Origin of the sequence: Prosthecobacter sp., from assembly GCF_044227185.1 — a bacterium.
In the GTDB taxonomy this organism is placed as follows: Bacteria; Verrucomicrobiota; Verrucomicrobiia; order Verrucomicrobiales; family Verrucomicrobiaceae; genus Prosthecobacter.
The window spans coordinates 122,276-147,516 of sequence record NZ_JBGAFO010000003.1 but is presented as its reverse complement, the minus strand read 5'-3'; the positions used below and the strand labels follow the sequence as shown (position 1 = coordinate 147,516).

26 protein-coding genes are annotated in these 25,241 nt (G+C 62.6%); 14 read left to right on the top strand and 12 right to left on the bottom strand.

From position 1 onward, the window contains the following. The first annotated feature begins 121 nt into the window (after positions 1-121). Positions 122-1,402 carry a dihydroorotase gene (locus ACILSQ_RS08350; protein ID WP_395743143.1) on the top strand — a complete coding sequence of 427 codons (1,281 nt, stop codon included), beginning with the start codon at positions 122-124 and terminating at the stop codon, positions 1,400-1,402. A 3-nt stretch (positions 1,403-1,405) separates the two neighbouring features. On the opposite strand, the gene ACILSQ_RS08345 is transcribed toward ACILSQ_RS08350, so the two are convergent. Both ACILSQ_RS08345 and ACILSQ_RS08340 read right to left on the bottom strand, forming a co-directional pair. Then, positions 1,406-2,068 (bottom strand): response regulator, encoded by a 663-nt coding sequence (locus ACILSQ_RS08345; RefSeq protein WP_395743142.1) that lies wholly within the window; start codon positions 2,066-2,068, stop codon positions 1,406-1,408. 4 nt (positions 2,069-2,072) lie between these two features. Continuing rightward, positions 2,073-3,338 (bottom strand): sensor histidine kinase, encoded by a 1,266-nt coding sequence (locus ACILSQ_RS08340; protein ID WP_395743141.1) that lies wholly within the window; start codon positions 3,336-3,338, stop codon positions 2,073-2,075. Between the two features lie 261 nt (positions 3,339-3,599). On the opposite strand from ACILSQ_RS08340, the gene ACILSQ_RS08335 reads away from it, so the two are divergent. Then, positions 3,600-4,484, top strand: coding sequence for a polyprenyl synthetase family protein (locus ACILSQ_RS08335; protein ID WP_395743140.1), 885 nt, complete (start codon positions 3,600-3,602; stop codon positions 4,482-4,484). Here the strand turns inward: ACILSQ_RS08335 and ACILSQ_RS08330 are convergent. Further along, positions 4,478-5,665, bottom strand: a complete 1,188-nt coding sequence (locus ACILSQ_RS08330; RefSeq protein WP_395743139.1) for a hypothetical protein — start codon at positions 5,663-5,665, stop codon at positions 4,478-4,480. The two genes, ACILSQ_RS08335 and ACILSQ_RS08330, sit on opposite strands and share 7 nt — an antisense overlap. A gap of 66 nt (positions 5,666-5,731) precedes the next feature. Next, the gene (locus ACILSQ_RS08325) at positions 5,732-6,349 is read right to left on the bottom strand and encodes an outer membrane lipoprotein carrier protein LolA (RefSeq protein ID WP_395743138.1); all 618 of its coding nucleotides are present in this window, start codon (positions 6,347-6,349) and stop codon (positions 5,732-5,734) included. 135 nt (positions 6,350-6,484) lie between these two features. Between ACILSQ_RS08325 and fabF the strand changes: the two genes are divergently transcribed. Continuing rightward, the gene (fabF, locus tag ACILSQ_RS08320) at positions 6,485-7,729 is read left to right on the top strand and encodes a beta-ketoacyl-ACP synthase II (protein ID WP_395743137.1); all 1,245 of its coding nucleotides are present in this window, start codon (positions 6,485-6,487) and stop codon (positions 7,727-7,729) included. Positions 7,730-7,844: 115 nt separating this feature from the next. Here the strand turns inward: fabF and ACILSQ_RS08315 are convergent, their stop codons facing one another. Genes ACILSQ_RS08315 through ACILSQ_RS08305 form a run of 3 tightly spaced genes read right to left on the bottom strand, consistent with a single transcriptional unit; the run spans position 7,845 to position 9,623 of the window. Then, positions 7,845-9,041 carry an alpha/beta hydrolase gene (locus ACILSQ_RS08315; protein WP_395743136.1) on the bottom strand — a complete coding sequence of 399 codons (1,197 nt, stop codon included), beginning with the start codon at positions 9,039-9,041 and terminating at the stop codon, positions 7,845-7,847. Between the two features lie 27 nt (positions 9,042-9,068). Then, positions 9,069-9,206 carry a hypothetical protein gene (locus ACILSQ_RS08310; protein WP_395743135.1) on the bottom strand — a complete coding sequence of 46 codons (138 nt, stop codon included), beginning with the start codon at positions 9,204-9,206 and terminating at the stop codon, positions 9,069-9,071. 36 nt (positions 9,207-9,242) lie between these two features. Continuing rightward, positions 9,243-9,623 (bottom strand): Uma2 family endonuclease, encoded by a 381-nt coding sequence (locus ACILSQ_RS08305; protein WP_395743134.1) that lies wholly within the window; start codon positions 9,621-9,623, stop codon positions 9,243-9,245. A gap of 90 nt (positions 9,624-9,713) precedes the next feature. Here ACILSQ_RS08305 and ACILSQ_RS08300 point away from each other — a divergent pair, with 90 nt between their 5' ends. The 4 genes from ACILSQ_RS08300 (at position 9,714) to ACILSQ_RS08285 (ending at position 13,903) form a co-directional block, all read left to right on the top strand. Beyond that, the gene (locus tag ACILSQ_RS08300) at positions 9,714-10,634 is read left to right on the top strand and encodes a sugar phosphate isomerase/epimerase family protein (protein ID WP_395743133.1); all 921 of its coding nucleotides are present in this window, start codon (positions 9,714-9,716) and stop codon (positions 10,632-10,634) included. A 94-nt stretch (positions 10,635-10,728) separates the two neighbouring features. Beyond that, the gene (locus ACILSQ_RS08295) at positions 10,729-11,106 is read left to right on the top strand and encodes a four helix bundle protein (protein WP_395743132.1); all 378 of its coding nucleotides are present in this window, start codon (positions 10,729-10,731) and stop codon (positions 11,104-11,106) included. A 49-nt stretch (positions 11,107-11,155) separates the two neighbouring features. Continuing rightward, the gene (locus ACILSQ_RS08290; protein WP_395743131.1) at positions 11,156-13,105 is read left to right on the top strand and encodes an alpha-1,4-glucan--maltose-1-phosphate maltosyltransferase; all 1,950 of its coding nucleotides are present in this window, start codon (positions 11,156-11,158) and stop codon (positions 13,103-13,105) included. Positions 13,106-13,111: 6 nt separating this feature from the next. After that, complete coding sequence (locus tag ACILSQ_RS08285; RefSeq protein WP_395743130.1) at positions 13,112-13,903, top strand: phosphodiester glycosidase family protein; 792 nt, start codon at positions 13,112-13,114, stop codon at positions 13,901-13,903. Positions 13,904-13,926: 23 nt separating this feature from the next. On the opposite strand, the gene ACILSQ_RS08280 is transcribed toward ACILSQ_RS08285, so the two are convergent. Next, on the bottom strand, positions 13,927-15,381 hold the full coding sequence (locus ACILSQ_RS08280; RefSeq protein ID WP_395743129.1) for a hypothetical protein: 1,455 nt from the start codon (positions 15,379-15,381) through the stop codon (positions 13,927-13,929). Positions 15,382-15,435: 54 nt separating this feature from the next. After that, entirely contained in the window at positions 15,436-16,770 is a 1,335-nt protein-coding gene (locus ACILSQ_RS08275) for a glucose-1-phosphate adenylyltransferase (RefSeq protein WP_395743128.1), read from the bottom strand. A 172-nt stretch (positions 16,771-16,942) separates the two neighbouring features. On the opposite strand from ACILSQ_RS08275, the gene ACILSQ_RS08270 reads away from it, so the two are divergent. The 3 genes from ACILSQ_RS08270 (at position 16,943) to ACILSQ_RS08260 (ending at position 19,987) form a co-directional block, all read left to right on the top strand. Continuing rightward, complete coding sequence (locus ACILSQ_RS08270) at positions 16,943-17,860, top strand: c-type cytochrome domain-containing protein (RefSeq protein ID WP_395743127.1); 918 nt, start codon at positions 16,943-16,945, stop codon at positions 17,858-17,860. 36 nt (positions 17,861-17,896) lie between these two features. Next, entirely contained in the window at positions 17,897-18,433 is a 537-nt protein-coding gene (locus ACILSQ_RS08265; protein ID WP_395743126.1) for a peroxiredoxin, read from the top strand. A 129-nt stretch (positions 18,434-18,562) separates the two neighbouring features. Continuing rightward, on the top strand, positions 18,563-19,987 hold the full coding sequence (locus ACILSQ_RS08260) for a class II fumarate hydratase (protein WP_395743125.1): 1,425 nt from the start codon (positions 18,563-18,565) through the stop codon (positions 19,985-19,987). Positions 19,988-20,271: 284 nt separating this feature from the next. Here ACILSQ_RS08260 and ACILSQ_RS08255 read toward each other — a convergent pair whose 3' ends face one another. Together ACILSQ_RS08255 and ACILSQ_RS08250 are read right to left on the bottom strand one after the other, a co-directional pair. Then, complete coding sequence (locus ACILSQ_RS08255) at positions 20,272-20,793, bottom strand: universal stress protein (protein ID WP_395743124.1); 522 nt, start codon at positions 20,791-20,793, stop codon at positions 20,272-20,274. A gap of 111 nt (positions 20,794-20,904) precedes the next feature. Beyond that, a complete protein-coding gene (locus ACILSQ_RS08250) occupies positions 20,905-21,360 on the bottom strand; it encodes a hypothetical protein (RefSeq protein ID WP_395743123.1) in 456 nt (151 codons plus the stop codon). A 151-nt stretch (positions 21,361-21,511) separates the two neighbouring features. On the opposite strand from ACILSQ_RS08250, the gene ACILSQ_RS08245 reads away from it, so the two are divergent. The 4 genes from ACILSQ_RS08245 to ACILSQ_RS08230 all read left to right on the top strand — a co-directional run bounded on the left by ACILSQ_RS08245 (position 21,512) and on the right by ACILSQ_RS08230 (position 24,144). After that, a complete protein-coding gene (locus ACILSQ_RS08245) occupies positions 21,512-21,949 on the top strand; it encodes a hypothetical protein (RefSeq protein WP_395743122.1) in 438 nt (145 codons plus the stop codon). 16 nt (positions 21,950-21,965) lie between these two features. Then, positions 21,966-22,817: a hypothetical protein gene (locus ACILSQ_RS08240; protein WP_395743121.1), complete on the top strand. Its 852-nt coding sequence runs from the start codon at positions 21,966-21,968 to the stop codon at positions 22,815-22,817. Between the two features lie 213 nt (positions 22,818-23,030). Further along, entirely contained in the window at positions 23,031-23,705 is a 675-nt protein-coding gene (locus tag ACILSQ_RS08235; protein ID WP_395743120.1) for a plastocyanin/azurin family copper-binding protein, read from the top strand. 19 nt (positions 23,706-23,724) lie between these two features. Next, on the top strand, positions 23,725-24,144 hold the full coding sequence (locus ACILSQ_RS08230) for an OsmC family protein (protein ID WP_395743119.1): 420 nt from the start codon (positions 23,725-23,727) through the stop codon (positions 24,142-24,144). Between the two features lie 366 nt (positions 24,145-24,510). Here the strand turns inward: ACILSQ_RS08230 and ACILSQ_RS08225 are convergent, their stop codons facing one another. After that, positions 24,511-25,239, bottom strand: coding sequence for a hypothetical protein (locus tag ACILSQ_RS08225; protein WP_395743118.1), 729 nt, complete (start codon positions 25,237-25,239; stop codon positions 24,511-24,513). Positions 25,240-25,241: the final 2 nt, after the last annotated feature.

Below are 25,241 nucleotides of genomic sequence, written 5' to 3'. Positions count from 1 at the left end.
GAGCGTCCTGGGTCATTCGTTGCGGGCAGGAGTGCCCGCATCACCTGCAGCATCCGCCGCTCCCCATGATCTCATTTCACAGGCTTGCGCAGGCTGAAATCATGCCTGACATCATGGCTGCATGAAACGCCTCTACCGCAATGCCCAGATCGCCAGCGAAGACAGTCCGCAGCTCCTGACGGCCGATGTGCTCGTCGAAGGCGGCCAGATCATCGGCGTGGCGGCGGGCATCAGCGGCGTTGAAAATGCCCAGGTCATCGACTGCAGCGGGCGCATCCTGCTGCCGGGTCTGTTTGACATCCACGTGCATGCCCGCGAACCCGGGCAGGAAGACAAGGAGAACATCGCCACCTGCGCGGAGGCGGCGATCAATGGCGGCGTCACCGGTTTCGTCATGATGCCGAACACCGCGCCGGCCATCGACAACGCGGGCGTGGTGCGCAGCGTGCTGGAAAGCGCCCGACGCACCCGCATCGGCCCGGGCATCCACACCAGCGGAGCCATCACCAAAGGGCGCAAGGGGGAGGAGCTCGCGGGCATCGCCGGCATGAAGGCCGCCGGCTGTGTCATGCTCACGGATGACGGCTTTGCGGTGGACAACCCGCAGGTGCTGCGCCGTGCCATGGAATACGCGCGCGACTACGACCTGCCCCTGGCCAGCCACTGCGAGGTGAAGGCGCTCAGCGGCAAAGGCTGCATGCACGAAGGAAAGATCAGCTACGCGCTGGGCCTGCCGGGCATCCCCAGCATCAGCGAGGAGATCTGCATCTCACGGGACATCCGCCTGGCGGAATACACGGGCGTGCACCTCAACATCCAGCACGTGACCACCGCCGAGGGCATGAACACCATCAAGCGCGCCAAGGACCGCGGCATCCGCGTGACCTGCGAGATCGCGCCGCATCATCTGATGTTCAACCACGAGCACATCGGCGACTACGACACGCACTACAAGATGAACCCGCCGCTGCGCACGCCGGAGGACAACGCCGCGCTGCTGCAGGGGCTCAAAGACGGCTGGTTCGACGTCATCGCCACGGACCACGCCCCGCACACGCCGTTTGAAAAGAACCAGGACTTTGCCAGCGCCCCCTTCGGCATCACCGGACTCGAGACAGCCCTTGTCTCGCTTTACGACCGCTACATTTCCAAGGACATCCTGAGCTGGCAGCTCATCGTCAGACGCTACAGCGCCGAGCCGCGCCGCCTCATGAAGCTGGCGCCCGTGCCTGTTAAAGAAGGCGCCGCCGCCGAGTTTATCGTTTTCAATCCGGCCCGCACCACCACCTTCAGCCGCGACTTCATGAAGTCGAAAAGCAGCAACACGCCCTTCCTCGACAAAACGCTGCAGGGCATGGTGGAGCGCGTAATCTATCGCGGTGAAGAGCTGCTGGCCCGGTAGCTTTCACCCCAGCCCCAGCTTTCGCGCCTTGAGCGCCGCGCTGGTGCGGTCCGGCACCCGCAGTTTTTCCAGGATGCTCGTCATGTGGTTTTTCACCGTTCCTTCGGCGATGCTCAGGGCGACGGCGATCTCCTTGTTGCTCATGCCGCGCATCAGGTGCTGGAGGATCTCCACCTCACGCTGGGAGAGCTGGCTTGCCAGGCGGCGTTCCTCGGTGCTCAGGGAACTGGACCGCGAAAGACGGTTGAACTCCGCCACCACCTGGGTGGCCACGGACGGCTGCAGGTAGGTCCCGCCTCCTGCGACGACCTTGATGGCGCTGGCCAGCCGGACCGATGGAGTTTCTTTAAGCACGTACCCAGAGGCCCCGGCACGCAGCGCCTCAAACACATCCTCCTCCTGGTCAAAGCAGGTGAGCACCAGCACCCGTATTTCCGGGTGCCGGGCACGGATGAGCCGTGTGGCCTCGGTGCCACCCATCACCGGCATGCGCAGGTCCATCAGCACCACCTGCGGCCGGTGCTTCGCGCACAGGCGCAGGGCTTCCTCGCCATCCGCGGCCTCGGCCACGACTTCAAGCCTGCTGTCGAGTTCCAGCACGGTGCGCATCGCTTCACGAAACAAAGCCTGGTCGTCCACGAGAAGTATCTTGATGGGCGGATTCATGCGTTCAGGCGGGGATGACCATTCGGCAGAAGCCGCCGCCGTGCGGATCCGTTCCGGCGGTAAATTCACCATGCAGCAGCGCCGCCCGTTCATGCAGGCCTTTCAGGCCATGGCTGCTCTCCGGAATCCGGCTGAAGCCGCGGCCGTTGTCAGCCACACTGAGGACGACGCTCATGTCTGAAGTAAAATCGAGATGCACCGTGATCTCAGACGCCGCCGCGTGCCGGCAGGCGTTGGTGATGCCCTCCTGCGCGCAGCGGTAGAGGGAGATCTCCACCAACGAGGGCAGGCTGCGGGACTTCCCGGACTGCTGCAGAACCAGCCGCAGCCCCGGCCGCTCTGCGCTCGTGATCAGGGAAGTCAGCGACTCTGCCAGCGAGCGCTCCTCCTGCCGCCTGGCGCGCAGGGAGGAGACGGAACGCCGTATCTCCGCCAGGGCTTCGCGGCTGGCGCGCTGCGCCTTGCGGATCGACTCCAGCGCATGCGGAGGCGATTGCAGGATCATGGCCTCCGCCGCTTCGAGCTGCGCTCCCACCACCGTCAGGCTGTGCCCCACCGCATCATGGATCTCCCGTGCCAGCCGGGTGCGCTCCTGCTCCACGGCCAGCACCGCCGCCTGGTCCGCCTGCAGTTCGAGGCGGGCATTGGCGGACCACAGCTCCCCCGCCAGCCGCTCCGTGTTCAGGCGTTGGCGGGAGACCTGCGTCATGGCAAAACAGCAGCCCATGATGACCACACTGGTGCTGACCTGGCCGCACATCCAAAACACCGCCGGCTGCGGACCGTTGACGGCATATTCGTGCGTTGTGGAAATGGCCAGCGTGACGCCCAGTACGGCGATCATGTGCATGAGCCGTGTCAGAAGCACTCCGGCAAAACCGCAGATGGGCATCCAAAACCAATGCTGCATGCCGATGGGGTTGAAAGCCCCGGCCAGATGGGTGCAGGCCAGCGCCAGCAGAAGCTGAAGAACGAAAATCCCGGCGATCAGCCCCGCGCTGGGAGCCGGCTCCTGTTTGGCGCCCTCCTCCTGATAAATGTCGTACAAGAACCTTCGCAGAAGATAAAGATTTGAGCAGAAGGCCAGCAGGCCGCAGGCCGCAAGCTGCACCGCGGTTGCCACCATGGAATGGCGGACCATCAAAAGGCCAATCCACACCACCGGCATGAGGCTGATCCATGCGAGAATCGTCCCCGCCACCAAGACCATCCAGCGGGCGGAGAGGTATTTGCCCCTCCCTTTAACACTCCCCTCCAATGAATTAGACACCACTTTTGAAACCATGCAGAAGTTTATCTTTCACACAGGTTCCTGCAATTTGCGACTATTCCCCGCATTCCATGACTTTAGTCATGCTCACAGACGTTTCCACCCGACATGAGCCTCAATCGCAATAGGCGTTAGGAAAAGCGCGGCTTCCAGGCCTTCACGCAGGTGCAAAATAATTCCTGAAGTGGTTCACCTCCACCCGGGCAGCCCGCCATTAATCCTGCTTGAATTGAGCCGGACTCACGGCTTCACAATGCCTCCATGTCTGATCTCAAAACCTACCTCGCCCAGCGCTGCCAGCTCGTGGACACAGCCCTCAACGGTGTCATCCCAGGCTCTGACACGCGGCCAACGGTGCTGCATCAGGCGATGCGGCACAGCGTGTTTGCCGGCGGCAAACGTCTGCGGCCCATCCTCTGCCTCGCAGCGGCGGAGGCCTGCGGCGGCACGGCGGATGATGCGATCTACAATGCCTGCGCCGTCGAGTGCCTGCACACCTACTCCCTCATTCATGACGACCTGCCCTGCATGGACGACGATGACATGCGCCGCGGCGTGCCCACCTGCCACAAGGTCTATGGCGAGGCCATCGCGCTGCTGGCAGGCGATGCGCTGCAGGCGCTGGCCTTTGAACTGGTGACGAAAACGCCGATGGCCGCGCGCCACCCCACGGCCGTGATGGTGCTGGAGCTGGCGCGCACGGCGGGCAGCCTGCACCTGGTGGGCGGGCAAGTGGCGGACCTGGAGGGCGAGGGCAAAAAACTGCCGCTCGAAGACCTACGCTTCATCCATGAAGGCAAAACCGCCGCCCTGCTGACCACCAGCGTGAAGCTGGGCGGCATGAGCGCCAACGCCAGCGCCCCGCAGATGCAGGCGCTGCATGAGTTTGGCATGGCCACCGGCCTGGCCTTTCAGATCATTGACGACATCCTCGACGTGACGCAGACGAGCGAGAAACTGGGCAAGAGCGCCGGAAAGGATGTGGCGGCGGAAAAGAGCACCTACCCCGCACTGATGGGGCTGGAAGCCTCCCGCGCGGAAGCGCACCGCCTCACCGAGGTGTCTCATCGCGCGCTGGATGTCTTCGGAGAAGCCGGCCTGCGACTGCGCCAGCTCGCGGACCACCTGCTGAACCGCGACTACTGAGCCGCGATCTTGTTTTTCTCCTTCTTTTTCGGCGGCTCCTCAGACTGTGTCTGAATCACTTCGCCACCGGAAGGGATCACCAGTTCATCACGCACCTGGGCAAAGGAGCGGCCCTCTTTTGAGGCGTGGATGTAGAGCTTTTGTTTGCGCTTCTTGAGGGTCTTGAGGATGAGCTTCATCTGGTCCGAGTCCACCCTGTCCATGAAATCGGCAAACCAGTAGATGGTATCCGCCTCCATGACCTCCTTCGACATGAGGGCCGTCGAGGCGTAGGTGATGCCGTTGAATTCGACGAACCAGGTGTTCCTGCGATTGATCATCAAGTCAAAGATCGCCTCCAGGGGCATCGGCTTGGCGGGATCGTATTTGATGTTTTTGCGTTCTTCGGCTGACATTTTGAGAGAGGCCCTCCCTTCCCAGTTCTGCCAGAAGGCGCGGAATTTGTCGCTGCTGACGGGATTGATCTCGTCTTCGAGCTTGGCGGGCGGCTTCATCAGTCCGCAGCCGAAATAGAGCACCAGCGGGCTGCCAAAGGCCACCTTGTCCAGCTCCTTGGCCACCAGGGGCAGGAACTTCGTCATGGAGCGGGAGACATCCATGACCACGGCCATCTTGCGCGTGTCCTTGAGCTCCTTGCCAAACATCATCAGGGGCTTGAAGGTCCGGCCGGACATGGCGCCCATGCCCACGCCGTTGCCAAAGCCGCCGCCTGCGCCACCAGTGCCGAAACCGCCGCTGCCCAGCTTTCCGCCGCCTGCCAGGGAGGAGATGTCCGGCATTTCCAGCGAGTCCGGCGGCGCCTCCGGCAGAGTCAGGCTGGCATTGATGCTGGTGGAGACGAGGCGCTGCTTCGGCGGGGTCTTCTGCAGTTTCTGCTGACGCTTCATCTGCACCTTGTGGGCCAGTTCCGCGGAGGCTTCCGCGCCCTGCTGCGTCCCGCCGCCGGGAAGGAAATCCACCTGCTTGTCAAAGACCTGCGAGGCCAGCACCACAAACCCGGCCAGGACGAGCAGACCGGCGTGAATCAGAATGCTCAAGGTCAGCGAGCCGCCGCCGATGGAGCGCCACAGACGAACAAAGGCATTCGGCCGCTTCACCGGCGCATAAACGGGCATGGGGACGGCGGCAGGATCAAACGATGATCCCTCCATGGACTCGGGGGTGTCAGGGGTCGGATCCATAGGCGTTGTCCGGTCTTAACGAAGCAGTCAGGTTTTTCTTGTGCTCATTTTCGCTACACCGCCAGTTCATTGATATTGAAACAGTTGCGGCAGATCACCGGTCAGTTTCTCCGGCGGACCGAAATGGAGAAGCAGGGTGGAGCCATCCCCCTGCACCACCCGGAAGCCGAGCAGCCGCCGCCCGCCGGGCTCGATCTGCATGTCGAGCTGCTTGAGGTATTTTTTGATGAGCAGCGGGCGTGGGATCATGGCCACCGTGACGAAATCCTTCTCCTGCTGGGTGACTCTGAGTGTGAAGTTGTTTGTCAGAGATTCGGCGTCCATCTCACGGCCGCTGAGAAATTTCATCCACACGCGCACCCGGCTGTCGTCCGCCTTCAGACTCTGCCAGGGGGCGTCTGTGCCCTCCTTGAGACGCACGGACTCTTTGTCAAAAAGAAGGATCATCGTGGCAGGGGAGCCGATCTCCAGGCGAAACCGGCCGTCTGCCATGCGCCAGAAGCGCCCGCTGGCGGTCACAGGCTGCTTGAGCGCGGGCGTGGTGCGCGTCTGCTGAAAGGCCACCTTGATGCTGCCGATGTCCTTTTGCACCGCCATCCACTGCCGCATGACGGGAGGGATGAGGGAAGGGTCTGGCGCCGCCTGGAGAAGCGGTGTCAGGCCAAGGGTTGCGGCGAGAAGCATGGGCCAGCGAATCACAAGGCAAGCCAGACACCAAAAAGCCCCCAGTCTCAAGCCCCTTCGCTGCCATGATTTTCCTTGCCCCCCCGTGCAAACCGTGTTCTCTGACCCTTCACCCCAACCCCAGAAACTACACACATGAGCGAACGTCGCGTCGTCATCACCGGCATGGGAGCCATCGCCCCAAACGGTAACAACAAGGATGACTTTTGGAAAAGCCTCGTGGCCGGCAAGAGCGGCATCCGTCGCATCCAGTCGATGGACACCGAGAAGTATGACTGCAAGATCGCGGGGGAAGTGGTGGACTTTGACCCCACGCCGTTTTTCAACAACCACAAGGACGCCCGCCGCGCGGACCGCTACTTCCAGTTTGCCATGGCCGCCTCCAAGATGGCCGCCAAGGACGCCGGCCTGAACCCGGACAGCCTCGACCCCCATCGCGTGGGTGTGATGGTGGGCAGCGGCATCGGCGGTCTCGGAACGCTGGAGACCCAGTATGAGATCCTGCTGAACAAGGGCCCGAACCGCGTCTCCCCCTTCCTCATCCCGATGATGATCACCAACATCGCCAGCGGCATGATCGCGGCGGAATATGGCTTCATGGGCCCGAACATGGTCATTGTGACCGCCTGTGCCACCTCCAACAACAACATCGGGGAAGCCTGGCGCATGATCAAATTTGGCGACGCCGATGTGATGATCGCCGGTGGTGCCGAGGCCTCCATCCGCCCCTGCGGCCTGGCCGGCTTTGCCAACATGAAGGCCCTGAGCCTGCGCAATGACGAGCCTGAGCGCGCCTCCCGCCCCTGGGACAAGGACCGTGACGGCTTCGTCATGGGCGAAGGCGCCGGTGTGGTGGTCATCGAAGAACTCGAGCATGCCAAAAAGCGCGGGGCCACCATCTACGCCGAGCTCGCCGGCTACGGCGCCACGGCTGACGCCTACCACCTCACCTCTCCGCATCCGGAAGGCCTTGGCGCCGCCAAGTGCATGGAGATGGCCCTGCGCCACGCCAAACTGACTGCGAACGACATCCAGTACGTCAACGCCCACGCCACCTCCACCCCGGTGGGCGACCTGTGCGAGCTGCGCGCCATCAAGCGCGTCTTTGGCGACTATGCCACCAACGGCCTCCTCGTTTCCGGCACCAAGTCCATGACCGGCCATCTCCTCGGCGCCGCCGGCGGCGTGGAGCTCGTGGCCTCCATCTACGCCATCAAGGATCAGGTGGTGCCGCCCACGATCAACGTGGACAATCTCGATCCTGAAGTGGATGTGGACATCGTGCCGAACACCGCGCGCCCCGCCAAAGTGAACGCCGTGCTCAGCAACTCCTTCGGTTTCGGCGGGCACAATGCGGCGCTGCTGATCACGAAGTTCTGAAAAGTAGTCCTCTCGCTCCTGCGAGAGGACCTCAGCGCTCCCGCAAGCTGATGTGTGGATTGCAAATGCTGCATGCTTTGCGACCACGCTCAGCTCATCTCGCGGAGCGAGATGGCTACTTTCGCGTCACCGCCAAGTCCACATCCTTCGCGCCTTCGGTGACGTCGAAAATCCACTCGCCCGCGCCAGGCTTCTGCTCTTTCGTCGTCACAGTGCCGTCCGCCGTTTCCAGACCTGGCACATCAGCGGCGCTGTAGCTCACCGTGAGCTTTACTTTGCCAACGACGGGGCCGGTCTTTTCATCGAGCTTGAAGCTGCCGCGCATGATGCGCGCACAGGCCACAGGAGCGGAAGGATCGTCCGAAGTGAAGATGACGCTGCCCCAGCTCACGGGCTGGCCGTTCACGGTGACCTTGCCGTTGATGGCGGTGCGCTTCACCGGCTTGAGGAAGCCCTGGTTCCGCAGCCAGTCGCGCAGGTGCATGCTCCAGGTGCCGAGCACGGGATCGCCCAAAAACAGGCCCACGCCGTGGGGGCCGGGGCGGTAGATGTGCAGTTCGGCGGGCACCTTGTTTTTGCGGCATGCCAGGTAGAACGCCACGGCGTTCTCCGCGGGCACCACGGTGTCTTCATCCGTCTGGAAGATGAAGATGGGCGGTGTGTTTGCGGTCACGCGGGTTTCGGTGCTCACGTGCCTTGCCAGTTCGTCGTTGTCGTTTGGCCCCAGCAGGTTTTTGCGCGAGCCTTTGTGCCCGTAGTTTTCGATCATGGAAATCACCGGATAAGTGGGCGCGGCGACATCAGGACGGGCACTGACTTGGTCAATGGCGTCATTCGTCATGCCGGCGGGTTTTTCATCAAACATCGTCGCCGCCATGGAGGTGAGATGCCCGCCGGCGGAGAAGCCGATGATGCCGATGCGATTGGGGTCGATGCCATACTCCTTGGCGTTCGCACGTACATGCCGGATGGCGCGCTGCACATCGATAAGCTGCGTGGGAAAATGGTAGCCCTGGCTGCCGAGGCGGTAGTGCAGTACAAAGGCGGAGACGCCCAGGCCATTGAACCACTTCGCCACCTGCACGCCTTCATGGTCCGCCGCCAGCCCGCCGTAGCCACCGCCCGGGCACACCACGAACGCCGCACCGTTCGCCTTGTCCTTCGCCGCCGGCCACACATTGATGAAGGGCTGGTCCTTGTCCTCCGTGCCCTTCGCTCCGGGAGCTCCTTCGGGCCAGAGCTTGACCTTGGTGGGCTCGGCTTGGAGTGACGAAATCGCGGCAGAAACAAACAGCAGGGTGATCAGCTTCATGGTGCCGCAAGAAGCCCAGCGGCACCGTTACTGCAACAAATCCTGAACGTCGATCTCAGCATCCGGAAACGCCACGGGCGCCAGCCTGCCGTCACGAATCACAGATTTCACCTCATAGCCCAGATAGTTGGGCTCGCGGTAAACTTCGATCTGCTTTTCCGGCACGTTTAAGATCCACGCTTCCTCAATGCCGGCCTTGGCCTACAGCGGCAGCTTGATCTCACGGTCCCGCCGCAGGGTGGAATCGGCAATCTCCACCAGTAAAATGACATCTTCGGGTGCCGGGTGAGACTGCTTGTATTTTTTTGCGGGAGGGCGGACGAGCATCAGATCCGGCTGCGGCTCGCTGTGTTCATCAATGCGCAGAGGATACTGGTTCCACACCAGCCAGCGCCCCTGCGCCAGGCTGGCAAACAAAGCGTTCAATTCAGAACCCGCTCCGGCATGAAAGGGACCTATCGGCAACATATCGAGAATCTCTCCTTCGATGAGTTCCACCCGTGCGTCCGGCTTCAGGATGCCCGTCTCGGCCATCCTGTAATAGTCCTCCACGGTGAAGCGGTGCGTGATTGACGCGGACATGACGGCGTCAATTTGCCAGTAGCATGATTGGGACGCAAGTGCTCAAATACCTGAGCAAATCCGCCATCCTCAGCCGTTTTTTCAACCGCCATGATCTCCCGCCGTCATTTTCTTTCCACCAGCCTGGGCGCTCTCAGCGTCTCCACCCTTCCCGCCATCGAGCCGATCAAGCGCCCCGGCAGAAGCCGCATGCAGCTCGGTGTGGCCGCATACAGCTTCCGCGAGTACTTCCAGTGGATGCGTGACAAGGAGCAGAAGCCCAAGGGTGACAAGCCGCAGTGGAGCATTCTGGACTTTGTGGACTGGTGCGCTGATCACAATGTGCCGGGTGCGGAGGTGACCAGCTACTTCTTCCCCCCTGAAGTCGATGAAGCCTACCTGCTGGAGCTCAAGCGCCATGCCTATCTCCGCGGCGTGCAGCTCGCCGGTACGGCGGTGGGCAACAACTTCGCGCTGCCGAAAGGCGAGAAGCTGAGCGAGCAGATCGCCTACACGAAGAAGTGGATCGACTACTCCGCCATCATGGGCGCGCCGCACATCCGCGTGTTTGCCGGGCCGCAGCCGAAGGACCTGAGCGAAGAGCAGGCTGTGGCAAACTGCCTCGAATCCTATCAGGAGTGCCTCGATTACGCCGCGAAGAAAGGCGTCTTCCTCGGCCTGGAAAACCACGGCGGCATCGTCGCTGAACCGGAGAACCTGATCAAGATGGTGAAGGCGGCGAAAAGTCCGTGGGCCGGCATCAATTTCGACAGCGGCAACTTCCACACCGAAGACCCCTATGCCGACCTCGCCAAGATCGCGCCCTATGCCGTGAACGTGCAGCTCAAGATGGAGATCAGCCGCAAAGGCTCCAAGAAAGGCGAAAGCGAGCCCAGCGACGTGAAGCGCGTCCTCCAGATCCTCCGCGACGCCAACTACCAGGGCTGGTTCACACTGGAGTTTGAGACCAAGGAAGACCCGTTCGTACGCGTGCCGGAGATCTGTGAGATGCTGAGGCCTCTGCTTGCTTGAGTTTGCAGTGGCTGGCGGTTGTTTGCGATGGTTTGCAGTGGTTGAATGAGTCCTCGGACGCGTGGTGCGTCTGAGATCATCATCGCTGCAAACCATGAGAAAAGAATTTCCCTTCGAGAAGTTGGAAGTCTGGCAGGACGCGCGGAAGTTGGTACGATCTGTGTATGAGTATGCCGGCTCATTTCCCTCGTCTGAGCGGTTTGGTCTGGCCAGTCAGCTCACCCGTGCGTCGGTCTCGGTGGCCAATAATCTAGCTGAAGGCAGCGGGCGCTCGAGCCTGAAAGACCAGGCGCATTTTTCCAGCCAGGCTTATAGCTCCCTTATGGAGACGGCGTGCGATCTGATTCTGTCCAACGACCTTGGTTTCACCGACAGCGAGTCCGCCGATCCCATTCTTAATCAGGCCTACGACCTTTCCGTCCGCATCCACAACCTCCGAGAATCCCAATTGCGCCGCGCCACTCAGGCTTGAAACCATGGCAAACCACTGCCAACAACTGCAAACCACCGCAAACTCCGTTATGTCCCACGCCCCTACCGTCGTCATTGAGAACTTCTATCCCTGCCTGGATGGCGGGAGGCACCCGGTCAAACGCATCGTGGATGAGCCGCTGGACATCTGGTGCGACATCTTCAAGGACGGGCATGACGTGATGAGCGCGGTGCTGCGCTGGCGCATGGCGGGCTCGCGGCGCTGGTTTGAGGCCCCGATGAAGCTGCTGGAAAACGACCGCTGGGAAGGCCAGTGCAGCTTTCCCAAAGCGGGGCGCTGGGAGTATGTGGTGGAGGCCTGGGGGGACACCTTCCGCTCGTGGAAAAAAACCTTTGCCGTACGCGTGAAGGCGCTGGATCCCGACGTGCCGGTGGAGGCGCAGGAAGGCGCGCGCCTGCTGCGCGAGGCGGGCAAACGCGCCCGGGCCGCCGGTGTGCCCACGGCGGGCACGCAGCTTGAGGATTGCGCCGATCTGCTCACCTCGGTGAAGCCCGCGGACATCATGGACGTGCTGCTCTCGGATGAAATGCAGAGCCTCATGGACCAGTATCCGGACCGCTCGCAGTCCACCACGTCTGACACTCTGCGCGTCACCGTGGAGCGCGAGCGGGCGCGTTTTTCAGCCTGGTACGAATTCTTCCCGCGAGGTGCCGAAGGCCGCAGCGACAAGCACTCCACCTTCCGCGACTGCCTGGGCCGTCTGGACCACGCGGCGCACATGGGCTTCGATGTGATCTACTTCCCGCCGATCCACCCGATCGGCGTCACCGCACGCAAAGGCAAAAACAACACGCTTACCGCCAAAGAGGGCGATGTGGGCAGCCCCTGGGCCATCGGCGGCCCGGCAGGAGGACACTACAACATCGAGCCCGCGCTGGGCACGGAGAAGGATTTCGTCTGGCTGGTGAAGGAGGCGAAGAAGCGGGGAATGGAGATAGCGCTCGACTTTGCCCTGAACTGCTCGCCGGATCATCCCTATGTCAAAGAGCATCCGGAGTGGTTCTACAAGCGCCCGGACGGCAGCATCCGCTACGCGGAGAACCCGCCAAAGAAGTACCAGGACATCTACCCGCTGAACTTCCACTGCGACGACTGGCGCAACCTGTGGAAGGAGCTGATCGAAGTGGTGCAGTTCTGGGTGGACCGCGGCGTGAAGATCTTCCGCGTGGACAATCCGCACACGAAACCCGTGGCGTTCTGGGAGGAGCTGATCTCCACCATTCAGCGCAAGGACCCGGACGTGCTCTTCCTGGCAGAAGCCTTCACCAAGCCGAAGATGATGAAGGTGCTGGGCAAGGTGGGCTTCACGCAGAGCTACACCTACTTCACCTGGCGCGAGGACCGCGCCTCCCTCACCGAATACGCCACTGAACTCACGCAAACGGACATGCGCTGGTATTACCGTGCAAACTTCTGGCCCAACACGCCGGACATCCTCCCCGGGCACCTGCAGAATGCGAACTCGCAGATGTTCCGCATCCGCGCCGCGCTGGCCGCCACGCTCTCCTCCTGCTGGGGCATGTATTCCGGTTACGAACTGTGTGAAAACGACCCGTATCCCGGCAAGGAGGAATACGACAACAGCGAGAAGTACGAGCTGAAGCAGCGCGACTACAACCAGCTCGGCAACATCACGCCCTTCATCCGCGCGCTAAATCTCGTCCGCCGCGACAACCCGGCGCTGCATCTCTACGACAACCTCCGCTTCCACAGCGCCGATCATGCGCAGACGCTCTGCTACAGCAAGGCCACGCCGGATTTCAGCAACCGCATCCTTTGCGTGATCAGCCATGACTCCTATCACCCCGCCATCGGCATGGTGCACCTGGACCTGGCGGCGCTCGGCCTGGATGGCAGCCGCCCCTTCAAGGTAACGGACCTGCTGCACAATCAAACCTACGAATGGCGCGGCGCGAACAACTACGTGGAGCTGCACCCGAACGGAATATCCATGCACATCTTCCGCGTGGAGCAGTGATGCACCATGAAAACCCCTGAGCTGCTGGTGCTGGCCCTGATGGCGTTGATGCTTGCTGGCCAGACTCCGTCGTGGCGGCTCGAGTCCACCTCCCAGGCGGCGCCGCTCGGGCATGAGGCTGTGTTTGTGGTCAAGACGATCAACGGCCCCGCGAAGGTGGAGATGAAGCTGGTCTTTTTCGATGAACAACAGTGCGCCCTGCGCGTGGGGGTCAATACCATACGCGCCACGGCAAAGCCCCTCAACCAACTCGGCGCAGAAGCAAAAGCGCTGGCCGTGTGCAATGGCGGCTACTTTCACGCGGGCGGTGATTTTGGCCCAGCCGGCCTTGAGATCGCCGGCGGCAGACGCGCGGCCACCTTTGTCAAAGACCGCGGCTGGGTGGGCGCGCTGATGGTGCGGCAGGCCAGGGCCTCGCTCATCCTGGAGCATGAGTTTCAAGACGCGCCGGACATGAGCGAATTCGTGCAATGCAGCCCGTGGCTGGTGGATCAGGGCCGCATCGCTCCGGTGCTGCTGCAGGGCCAGGATGTGCGCAATAAGCGCACCTTCCTCATGACGGATGGCTCAGGCCGCTGGGCCATCGGCATTTGCAAAGGCGCCGGCCTCCTGGAGCTGGCCCAGATCCTCCTCACGCCGGGCATCATCACGGAGATGAAAGTGAAGCGCGCGCTGAACCTGGATGGCGGCCCCTCCACCGGCCTGTGGTGCCGCAGCGCGGACGGACGCGAGCAGTTTGAAAAGCCCGGCTGGGCGGTGCGCAATGCGATCATGGTCGTGCCACGAAAGCCGGAGTGAGATGGCGGATGCGGCTCTGCAGATCAAAAGCCCACCACGTAAAAGTACTGCTGGGACACCAGCTCCGCTTCGGGGAGGGTGATCCAGCGTTCCTTGAAGCGTTCACCCCAGCTGTCGCTGAAGGCGATCTCGTTGGTTTCCTTGTTGTAGCCGATGATCAGAACCACGTGGCTGTGCTCCTTGTCCGGGCGCAGCTTGCTGGAGGCGGCCTCCGAGGTGATCTTGTTTTTCCACGTGCTCCACTCGCTGACCTGCTGGCGGTCCTTGGTGCGCTGGTTGGCGACGTCATTAAACTCGTCGGTGCTGTAGAGGCACCACATCAGCGGCACGCCTTTGTCGATGTACTTGGCAACGTCCTTCATCTTGAGCTCGCTCTTCCAGGCGTCAAAGGAGCGGCGCTTGCTGCGGATCTGCGGGGCGATGCCTTCGAGCAGGGCGGAGACGCTGGTGCCGCCGCCAAAGCCGGAGTTGCCGGCATTGGCCAGAATGTACATGTCAGCGGGCACGCCGAGGTGGCGCATGGCACGCTCGGCGGTGGCGGGGGCGCAGTAGCCTTTCGGGCCCTGGTCCACCATGGGAATGTCGCCGATGACCACGTCACCGTTCTTGCGTATTTCGAGGTCGGCCAGCACCTTCGCGCGGATGATCTTGTCCGTGGTGTCCTCCACTTTGCCGCCGGCATCGGCAAAGGCGGTGGTGACGATCTGCACGCCGACGTACACGCCCTTCGCCTCGGCCAGCAGAATGGCATGGCCGCGCCAGTCCCAGCGCTGCACGGTCAGGCGGCCGATGTTGCTCGGGCCTTCGCCAAAGCGCGCCTCCTTGGGCGCCCCGAGCTTTTTGGTAAGATTCGCAGTGATCGCCGTCAGATCCTTGTCCATGGCGGTTTTCACGATCTTCTCCGCCTCGGCGGGCGGAGTGTCCTTGTCGAAGTGCAGTTCAGCGCTGCCTTTGGAGCTGAAGAGGTCGCCCTTGTTGGCAAAAACGAGGGAGAAGCTCGTCACCTTGTCATTCTCCGCATACATGGCCACGGAGAAGGGATGCGCGCCAAACATCTGGTAGCTGTCTTCCGTGTAGGAGCGGTAGCTGCTGGTGGTCTTCGTCTTGGACTCCTGGCGGATGTTCAGGCGGGAGGCGACTTTCTCGGCGGAGGAGATGAAGAGCGGCTCCTCATCAAACAGCGGCTGCCCCACGAGTTCATTGACCGTGGCGGGATCAAGCTTGTCATTCGGCCCGGGCTTGAAGGTGTAACGCGGAGCGGCAAGGAACTGCTGGTCCGCGGCAGAAAGCGCGGTAATGGGAAAGGTCAGCCTCTGGCCGGCGGATGTTTCCAGCGTCACGTTCGGGCCGTTGACGCTGATGAGCTTGGCCTGCACCGTCTTGCCCTGGGCGCTGGTGTAGGTGCGGAGCTCCGACTGGGCAGACGCGGTGACGAGGGTCAGGCCGAGAGCGAGGAAAACATAGGTGGCATGCTTCATGGGGATGGTTGTAACGCATCCGGCCCCGGAGGTGTTAGCCTTTTTTTCAGCGGATCAAATCCACGTTCCCGAAGGGATGATGGCGTCTTTCGGCACGCAGACGATGCCGTCGCGGATGTAGAAGTTTTCGCCGTCCATGTTGTCCGGTTTGCCTTCGGGGGTGATGACCACGTTGTCGCCAATGTGCACGTTCTTGTCGATGATGGCGCGCTCGATGCGGCAGTTGCGGCCGATGCCGGGCGGCGGGCGGGTGGGGTCGGTGCCCACGGCGCCGGCGTAGTAGTCCGCCCCCATGATGATGCAGTCGCGGATGGTGGTGCCGGGCTCGATCTTGGCGCGCAGGCCGATGACGGCGGTCTCGATGTGGGCGTCCGTGAGCACGCTGCCGTCGGCAATGAGGGCGCCGCGGATGGTGGCGCCGTTGATCTTGGTGGCGGGCAGGAAGCGGGCGTGGGTGAAGATGGGCGCGGAGCTCTCGAAGAAGTCGAACTGCGGCACCAGACGGCAGAGGTCGAGGTTCGCATCGAAGAAATTGCGGATGGTGCCGATGTCCTCCCAGTAGCCCTGGAAGTTGAAGTTGAAGACGCGCTTGTTCTTGATCGCGGTGGGAATGATGTGCTTGCCGAAGTCGTTGAACGTGTTGTCCAGGCACTCGATGAGCACATCCCGGTGGAAAAGGTAGATGCCCATGGAGGCCTGGAAGCGTGCTTCGGTGGGATCAATGCCCATGGACTTCAGGGTGGAGGCCGGAATGCGCAGCTTTTCCAGCACGGCGGGATCCTTGGGTTTCTCCACAAACTCGTAGATTTTGCCGTTTTCGTCCGAATGCATGATGCCAAACGCGGTGGCGGCCTCGCCGTCCACGGGAATGGTGGCGATGGTGATGTCCGCATTCGTGGCCACGTGCTGGCGCATGAGCATGCGGTAGTCCATGCGGTAGAGCTGGTCGCCGCTGAGGATGAGGAAGTAGTCGTAGTCGCCCTCCAGGAAGTAGCGCAGGTTCTGGCGCACGGCATCCGCGGTGCCCTGGTACCAGCGCTCGCCCTCCGGCGTCTGCTGCGCGGCCAGCACCTCCACAAAGCCGCGGGTGAACTGGTCAAAGCGGTAGGTGCGGGCGAGATGGCGGTTCAGCGAGGCGCTGTTGTACTGGGTGAGCACGTACACCTGGCGCAGGCCGGAATTGATGCAGTTGCTGATGGGAATATCGACGATGCGGTACTTGCCGGCGAGAGGCACTGCCGGCTTGGCGCGGTTTTCCGTGAGCGGGAAAAGCCGCGTTCCGGCCCCGCCTCCCATCACAATGGCCAGCGTGTTTCGGCGCAGCAGCGTGTCCGCCTCGATGTGAACTTTGGAGGGTGACGGTGCCTGTGCAGTAGATGTTGTGCTCATGGTCCTGAGTGGTTGTCATTAATTCTCTGAAACAAGGAGAACAAGCAAGCGTTATCCCTGCCCCAAAAACTTAGCGGGCAGACGCGCCCCGCTCTCTTTAAGACCTATCACCCCATCCCACCTCATGTCCACCCCGGCGTTACGTTTCCCTAGCTTGATCAGTTTTTGCCTGATGGCGTCCTCACTCCAGGCGGCGGTCAACTTTGAAAAAGACCTTCTGCCCGCCATCACCAAAAAATGCATGGACTGCCACAAGGCGCCGCATGTGGAAAACGGCCAGAAGAAGGAGCCAAAGGCCGGCCTGCGCCTGGACGCCTCCTGGGCCATCCTCAAGGGCAGCGAAAACGGCCCCGTGCTCACCCCCGGTGCGCCGGACAAGAGCGGCATCTACGAGTCCGTGACTCTGCCGAAGGACGACGACGGCCACATGCCCTCCAAAGGCGAGGACATGACGAAGGAGGAGATCGCCCTGCTGAAGAAGTGGATCGAGGAAGGCGCAAACTTCGGCGGGTGGGTGGGCAGTGTGGAAGGCATGCCCGCCGGCGCGCAGACGGAGTCCGCCCGCCCCTACAAGCCCCGCCCGCATGACCTGTTTTACGCCGCGCTGGAAAAAGAGGTGAAGCCCCTCTCCGATGACGCGCTGGCCAAGGCCAGGGAAGCAGGCGCCCAGGTGGCCCCCGTGAAGGTGGAGAGCCCGCTGGTGCGGGTGGACTTTCTCACCGGTGTCTCGAAGTGCGATGACAGCAAGGTGGCCGCGATTCTGCCGATCAAGGAAAACATCGTGCAACTGGACCTGGGGCGCACCATCATCACAGACGCCGCGCTGAAGACGGTGGCGCAGATGCCTCGTCTCATCGCCCTGGACTTGCGCCAGACGAAGATCACCGACGCCGGTCTGGAAGCCCTCATCGGCCTCAAAAAGATCGAGTCGCTCAATCTTTACGGCACCGAAGTCACGGACGCGGGCTTGAAGCACCTTGCCAAGCTCAAAAGCCTCAAGAATGTCTATCTCTGGCAGTCGAAGGCCACCAAGGCCGGGGTCAAGCAGCTCACCGCCGCCATTCCCGGTCTCAAGGCCAGCATTGAATAATCCGTCCAACCTCCACCCCGTTCCCGTTTACCTTCCATGAAAACGCGCCGCCTCATTCTCACCCTCACCGCCATGTCCCTCCTCAGCTCCCTCTTTGGTACCGCCTCCGCCAGCGAGGGCAAAATGGTCAGCTATCCCGCGCCGGAGGTTTCCGGCATCAACCAGGACGGAAAAACGGTGAACTTCGCCGATGTGTACAAGAAAGGCCCCACCGTGGTCTTCTTCTACCCGAAGGCCGACACCCCCGGCTGCACCAAGCAGGCCTGCTCCCTGCGCGACGCCTTTGCCGACCTCTCCAAGCAGGGCGTGCAGGTGCTGGGCGTGAGCTTTGACAAGGCGGACGCGCAGAAAGCTTTCAAGGAAAAGTTCACCCTGCCCTATGACCTCATCGCCGATCCGGAAGGCAACATCGTCAAGGCCTTCAAGGTGGAGAAAATGGCCAAAGGCCTTCTCTCCCTGGCCAAGCGGAGCTGCTTCCTGATCAAGGACGGAAAGGTGGTGTGGGAGGACTACCAGGCCGCCACCGACCAGCAGGCCGCTGACATCAAGCGCGTGCTGGCCGAAGCGAAGTAAGGTCAGTCAGCATCGGGGCTCGAACGTCTCGCATCTGCTGCATTTGAGAACCGGAGGTCGGAAACGGCCTCCGGTTTTTGTTTGCCGACTTTGGCACACGACTCTTCCACCGCAGACGTATCCCTTTGCATGAACATGCGCACCGAGACCGACAGCATGGGGGAGATGACTGTGCCGGCGGAGGCACTCTACGGCGCGAGCACCCAGCGCGCGGTGCTGAATTTTCCCGTCAGCGGGCGCGGAGTGCCGCCGCCGGTCATTCACGCCTATGGCCTCATCAAATGGGCGGCCGCGCAGGTGCACCAGGAGCTGGGCCTGCTGCCGCAGGACAAGGCGGCGCTCATCGAGCAGGCGGCGCTGGAGGTGGCGGAGGGCAGGCACGACACCCACTTTGTGATCGACATCTACCAGACCGGCTCTGGCACGAGCACAAACATGAACGTGAACGAGGTCATCTCCAACCGCGTGTGCCAGCTCGCCGGCACAGCGCTGGGATCCAAGGACCCGGTGCACCCGAACGACCACGTCAATCTGGGGCAGTCGAGCAACGACACCTTTCCCACGGCGGTGCACATCGCCGCGGCGTGCGAGTTGAATGAGAAGCTGCTGCCCGCGCTGGCCACCCTGCAGCGGGCCCTGGCCAAAAAAGCCGTGGAGTTTTGGGACGTCCTCAAGATAGGCCGCACGCACCTGATGGACGCGACGCCGGTACGACTGGGGCAGGAGTTTCAGGGCTACTCGCGGCAGGCGGAGCTGGGGGTGAACCGCGTGCACAAGGCGATCAACGCCCTGCTGGAGCTCCCGCTGGGCGGCACGGCGGTGGGCACCGGATTAAACGCCCACCCCGAAATGCCGCGGCGCGCCATCGCCCTTCTCTCTGAAAAGACCAGCCTGTCCTTCCGCGAAGCGCAGGATCATTTTGAAGCGCAGTCCGCCAAGGACGGGCTGGTGGAGGTGAGCGGCCAGCTCAAGGCCGTGGCCACCAGCTTGTTCAAGATCGCCAACGACCTGCGCTGGCTCAGTTCCGGGCCGCAGTGCGCGCTGGGAGAGATCCTTCTGCCCGCCACGCAGCCCGGCAGCTCCATCATGCCCGGCAAGGTCAATCCCGTAATGTGCGAGAGCCTCATGCAGGTCTGCGCCCGCGTCATGGGCAACGACAGCACCGTGACCTGGTGCGCCGCCAGCGGCAGCCTGGAGCTGAACGTGATGATGCCCGCGCTCGCCGCCGCGCTGCTGGAAAGCATCGAGCTGCTGACCAACGCCACCAACCTCTTCAGCGCCCGCTGCGTCACCGGCATCCAGGCGAATCGCGAGCGCTGCCAGAGCTTTATTGAGCACAGCCTCGCCATGGTCACCGGTCTGAATTCCAAGATCGGTTACGACAAGGCCGCCGAGATCGCCAAGCTCAGCGCCAAAACCGGCACCCCCGTGCGCCAGCTCTGCCTGGAGCGCCTTAAGACTCTGGGAATCACCGAAGCCGAGCTCAACGAAGCCCTGGACCCCGCCCGCATGACCAAGCCCGACGCCACCAGCGTCGGCGGCGGAGGCGGCTGATTCCCCCTCCCGCTCCGCGTCCAACCGCGCGCCAAAAAGAAGACACCACCTTCGCATTCCCGCCACTCGGCGTCCAGCCCAACACAATCGACTGGTAATCATATCATTGAATGCGAATTGCCCCCCCCTCGATATGCCATCAAAGCGAGCGCCACCTTCTGCTAAATGCCTGGCATTTAGTTGGTATCTCGTGCATGCCTCATCATAACTTTGGGAGAGGCGCGGGATGAGGTGTTCCGGGAGTTTCCGGGCCTTTTCCTCCCCACCCCAGGCAACCCCAGTTTTCAGAGCGGAAGGGGGGCGGGCATGCCGCCGAGGGTTTTGGCCAGGGAGTCCGTCCTCTCGCGCCGGGGTTTCCGCGCCTTCACGGGGTGGCTCTGCGGCACCGTGACGCTGGGGATGACAAGCACGGGCCGGCTGGCGTGCTTGATGACGCCTTCCGTCACACCGCCGACGATCAGATGATACAGCGCACCATGACCATGCGAGCCCATGATGATGACCTCCGGATCGAGCAGGTCGATCTGCTCCAGCACGGTCTCCAGCAGCAGTCCGCCCAGCACCTGGGCCGTCGCGGTGACGTCCTGGCGGGTCAAGGTGTCACACATGGCAGACAATTGCTGCTGCCGGGAGAGGAGCACGTCCTGCGGCACGGCCGGAGGCTCAAAATCCACCACCAGGGGTTCCGGTGGCACGATGTGCATGAGCACCACGTCATGCCCGAAGGCCCTGGCAAGCCGCTGGGCTTGCTCGAGGACTTTCGTGCTGACGTCTGAAAAATCGATGAGGGCAAGAATGGTTTTCATGGCTTGAAAGGGTTGAGTGCTGCGCTCTGTGGAAGATCCTGACAGGGATACGTTTTTGTGCAGTGCCTGGGCGGCCCCTTCTGCGCCACGCAGGGGCTTCGGGTGCGCGCTTCAAAGCATGCACCAGTCCAGGCTCGTGTGCTGCGGCTTGAGCCCGGAGACCGCACGGTACGGCTGGCTGGCGAGGACGGCTTTTTCAAACTCCGCCAGATCACCCGGCAGGCTGCACTGCAGCGTGCCCTGGGTCAGCGCCTGCAGTTCCGGCGTGGGGGCGTATTCGAGCGTGAGGGAGAGCTGGCTCATGCCGTCCTCATCTTCATTGCCGGGCTCGATGAAATGGCGCACAAACTCGAGCTGGAAACTCTTCTCAGCGCCCTCCTCGTCATAAAGGCCCCACTGGCAGACGAGCGTGTCACCGTCCTCGTCCAGAATGCAGTTGTCCGCGCGCTCGTCGCGGTAGAATCCCGCCATCTGGGCCAGGGCGGCGCGGGCGTCCAGTTCCTCCACCGTCTTTCCGGTGGCGGCGACGGCCGACTGAAACGTGGCGGCTGAATCTGCGGGATGCATGGCTGCAGGATGTATCGCACTGCGAAGCAGCTCTGGCGGTATGGAAGAGAACCTGCGACCGTGCTTTTCCAGCAGGTGCCTTTTCATCCGCCGCACTCACGCCGGCTTTTTTTATCGCCTTTCCGGCCGGCATGGCCCACGCTTGGGAGAAATGAGCCTCTCGTCCCATCCCATTTTTGTGCTGGCTGCGCTGGGCATGGTGGCCACGCTGATCATGCTGGTCACGGTGTTTCGTGTGCGCAGCCGGGGCCTGAAGGTGCTGCTGGTGCTCATCGGTCTGGCGACCTTGTCTCCGGCAGTGCTGGTGCTTTACGCCATGCACCCGGAGTGGGTGGATGCGCGCTATCGCAGCTACAAGGCCTTCTACGAAGGAATCCAGATCGGCATGACGCGGGCGGAGGTGGCGGAGCTGCAGACCAGGTTTTACCCTGCCGGGGGCCCCCGGCGCACGCCCCGCATCATCATGGAGGATGACAAGAGCCTCACCTTCTTCATGGACCCGGAGCAGGCCGCCGAACCAAACTGCGAAGGCATCTTTCTGGCTTTCGCCAACGGCAAGGTGAAGTCCAAAACCTATTCACCAGACTGAACGGAACCAAAACCCCATGCCACTCTGGAAACGTCTGCTGCGCCTCGTCGCCCTGCTCATTCTCACGCCTGTGTTCTTCCTTCTTGGCTGCCAGTCCCGCCTCATCTACTTCCCGAACTCCTACCGGGCGGAATATGAGTCCCAGCTCCGCAGCGCCAAAGGTGAGCGCGTGCGCTTCACCACCTCCCAGGGTGCGCAGACGGCCTTTTACATTCCGCCGCGCACTACAGCCGGCGGGCTGCCGCAGACGGTGTGGCTCTGCTTCGCGGGAAACGGCTCCCTGGCGCTCGACTGGCTGGCATGGACCGATGACTGGGACCCGAACTTCGCCTATCTGCTGGTCGATTACCCCAGCTACGGCGAGTGTGCCGGCAAACCGAGTCCGGGGACCATCCGCGAGAGCGGCAAGGCCGCTGCGGAGGCCCTGGCCGCGCACCTCCACACCCCCATGACAGAGCTTCAGCCGCATCTGGCGGTGCTGGGACACTCGCTGGGCTCCGCGGCGGCCCTCATGACGGCGGAAGAGCTGGACGTCCACCGCGGCGTGCTGCTCTCCCCCTTCACCACGATGACGGACATGGGCCGCATCGTGCTGGGCTGGCCGCTGTGCCACCTGAACCTGCACCGCTTCGACAACCACAAGACCCTGCGCCATGCCGCCGCACGCCCGGGCGCGCGCTTTGTGATCTTCCACGGTGCGGAGGATGAGGTGATCCCCATGCGCATGGGCCAGGAGCTGGCAGCAGCGCACCCGCAGACGGTAACCTTCCACCCCGTGTCCGGCGGGCACCATAATGACCTCTTGAACCTCATCTCCCCCCAAATCGGGCGAGCCATGGAGGAAGTGACGCGCGAGGTGAAAAAGTGAGATCGGGATTCGGTCTTCCTCCCGGGCTCCGGCATGCGGCTGATGACCATTTTCGGCCCTTTACGCCCCCAATCCAAGGGAGGAGGAGCAAGAGGAAGATGGTCGGCGTGGGCCAGCAGTGCTGATCGGTGCTGACCGGAGGCATACAGGCGGTTGCTTTCAGGCGCTGCTGTGCTCTGATGACCTTTCCATCCCCCCAACCTCCAAGCCCCCATGTCCGCGCACCCCTCTTCCTCGGAAAAACCGTCCTCCATCTGGTCCCTCCTCAATGTGATCATCGGCACCGTCATTGGCGGCGTTGTCTTCCTCTGGGTGCTGGCCTTTGTGTGGGACGGTCTCGGCTCTCTGCGTCCGAAGGCGAAGGCGGAGCCCACACCCGCCGCCGCAGCAGCTCCCGCCCTGGCCGCTGCGCCGCAGGCTGTCTCCACCGCCACTGCGGCGCTTCCCACTCCGGCTGCCCCGGCCGCCGCTCCCGCCATTCCCGCCGCCGCCACCGCTCCCGCCTCAGCCCTTCCCGTGCTGGAGATCACCCTCAAGCCCGACAGCCCCAGCGGGATGGCTTATGACGTGAAAGCCATCGTCGCCAAGGCCGGCCAGAAGGTGAAGCTGACCTTCAACAACACCCATCCCGTGCCCCTGCCGCACAATGTGGTGGTCGGCAAGGCCGGTACGAAGGACAAGATGCCTGCCATCGCCACCACTGGCATGACGCAGCCGGACAAAGGCTTCATCCCTGACTCGCCGGACATCCTGGCCCACACCAAGCTGTTGCAGTCCGGACAGAGCGAGACGATCGAGTTCACCCTGCCCACCGCCGGCGAGTATCCCTATTTCTGCACCTTCCCCGGCCACTTCATGCTGATGAACGGCACCATCACCGCGCAGTAATTTTTACTCATCCCCAGCCATGGCTGTCTCCATCAGCGTTGACTACGAAGGCGGCCTGCGCTGCCGCGCCACCCACGGCCCCTCGCAGAATCAGTGCTTTACTGACGCGCCGGTGGACAATCACGGCAAGGGCGAGTCCTTCAGCCCCACCGACCTCGTGGCCACCGCCCTGGCCACCTGCATGGCCACGGTGATCGGCATCAAGGCGCAGCAAAAAGGCTATGACCTCCCCGGCATGAAGGTCAGCGTGGAAAAGCACATGAGCGCAGACAGCCCGCGCCGCATCGTGCGCCTGCCCGTCACCATCGAGATTCCCCTTCCGGAAGACCACCCCGACCGCAAAGTCCTCGAAGCCACCGCCCTCGGCTGCCCCGTGCACCACAGCGTGCACCCGGACATCGACAAGCCGGTGACCTTCGTCTGGAGCGGCGGGAAGTAGCGCAAGCGCCCCGCTCGCCTGACGGCATGGAGCAGGATGCAGCGCAACGTCCCGCTCTGTAGTGCAAGCGTCCCGTTTGCACGATGCCCGCAGCGTGTCGCAATGTCTCACAAAGCTCCCTCCCGGGACAAACCACGAGCGCCAGCGGCGCACTCTATCTCAGCTCAGGTCAACGCCCCTGGGGCGGCATGGTGAAGGACAAGGCGGAGCCCCTGAAAGCGCGGCCCAATTCACGGCGGCAGCAAGCCCCCTGCAAACGAGTCTCCACCCACGGAATGATCATGCGCGCCGAGGAGTAAGAACGCCTGGGAGCACTCCCTTGCTGCAGCGTTTTCAAAAACTGATTTGCGAAAACCTAACCTACCCCTACCGCTTCACCCAGCGCGCGCCGGTGGAAAGGCCCACATGCCAGTCGCGCAGGTGCATGTCAGAGTAGTCTGTCTTCCCTTGCGCCCCCACCATGAAGGTGCCGGTGGCGCGTTTCCAGGCCTTGCTGAAGCTCTCCGCCGTGTGGCAGCCCCAGCTCTGGCAGTAGGCCTTGCTGCTGAAGGCCCAGCGGCTGAGCTTGTGCAGATCATGCTCATGCAGCCACGCCGTGCTCGTGGCGTAGGTCTCCGAGCTGTAGTCAAACATGAAGCTGAACTTGTTGGAGTGGCCGAAGTACTCGAAGCCGGAGATCTTCAGATTGCTCCGCCCCGCCGGGCCGCCGTGGTTGATGTAATGGATCAGCTCGTCCGTGCTGCGGAACCAGACGAGGTTGATGTACGGATAGGCCTTCGGCACCGACTCCACGTTCTGCGTCAGCGGCTGGTGCTCCGCCGCGCCGCGGCGCACATAGGCGTCCCGGTACACCAGCCAGGTGATGCGGGTGCCGGGGGCCGCGCTGTTATGGATCTCCTGCATGCGCACGCGGGCGGTGCGGATGAAGTTTCCCCACCAGCGGTCGTGCTGCTCCCCGGGCCGGCGCAGATCCTCAAACTGCCTCACCGCAGGCCCGCCGCTGACGACGAGGTATTCGGTGTCTGCGGCTGCCTTGACGGCAAGGCCGAAGCTGAAAAGGAGGAGGAAAAGCGTGGGGGTGAGCAGGCGGATCATGA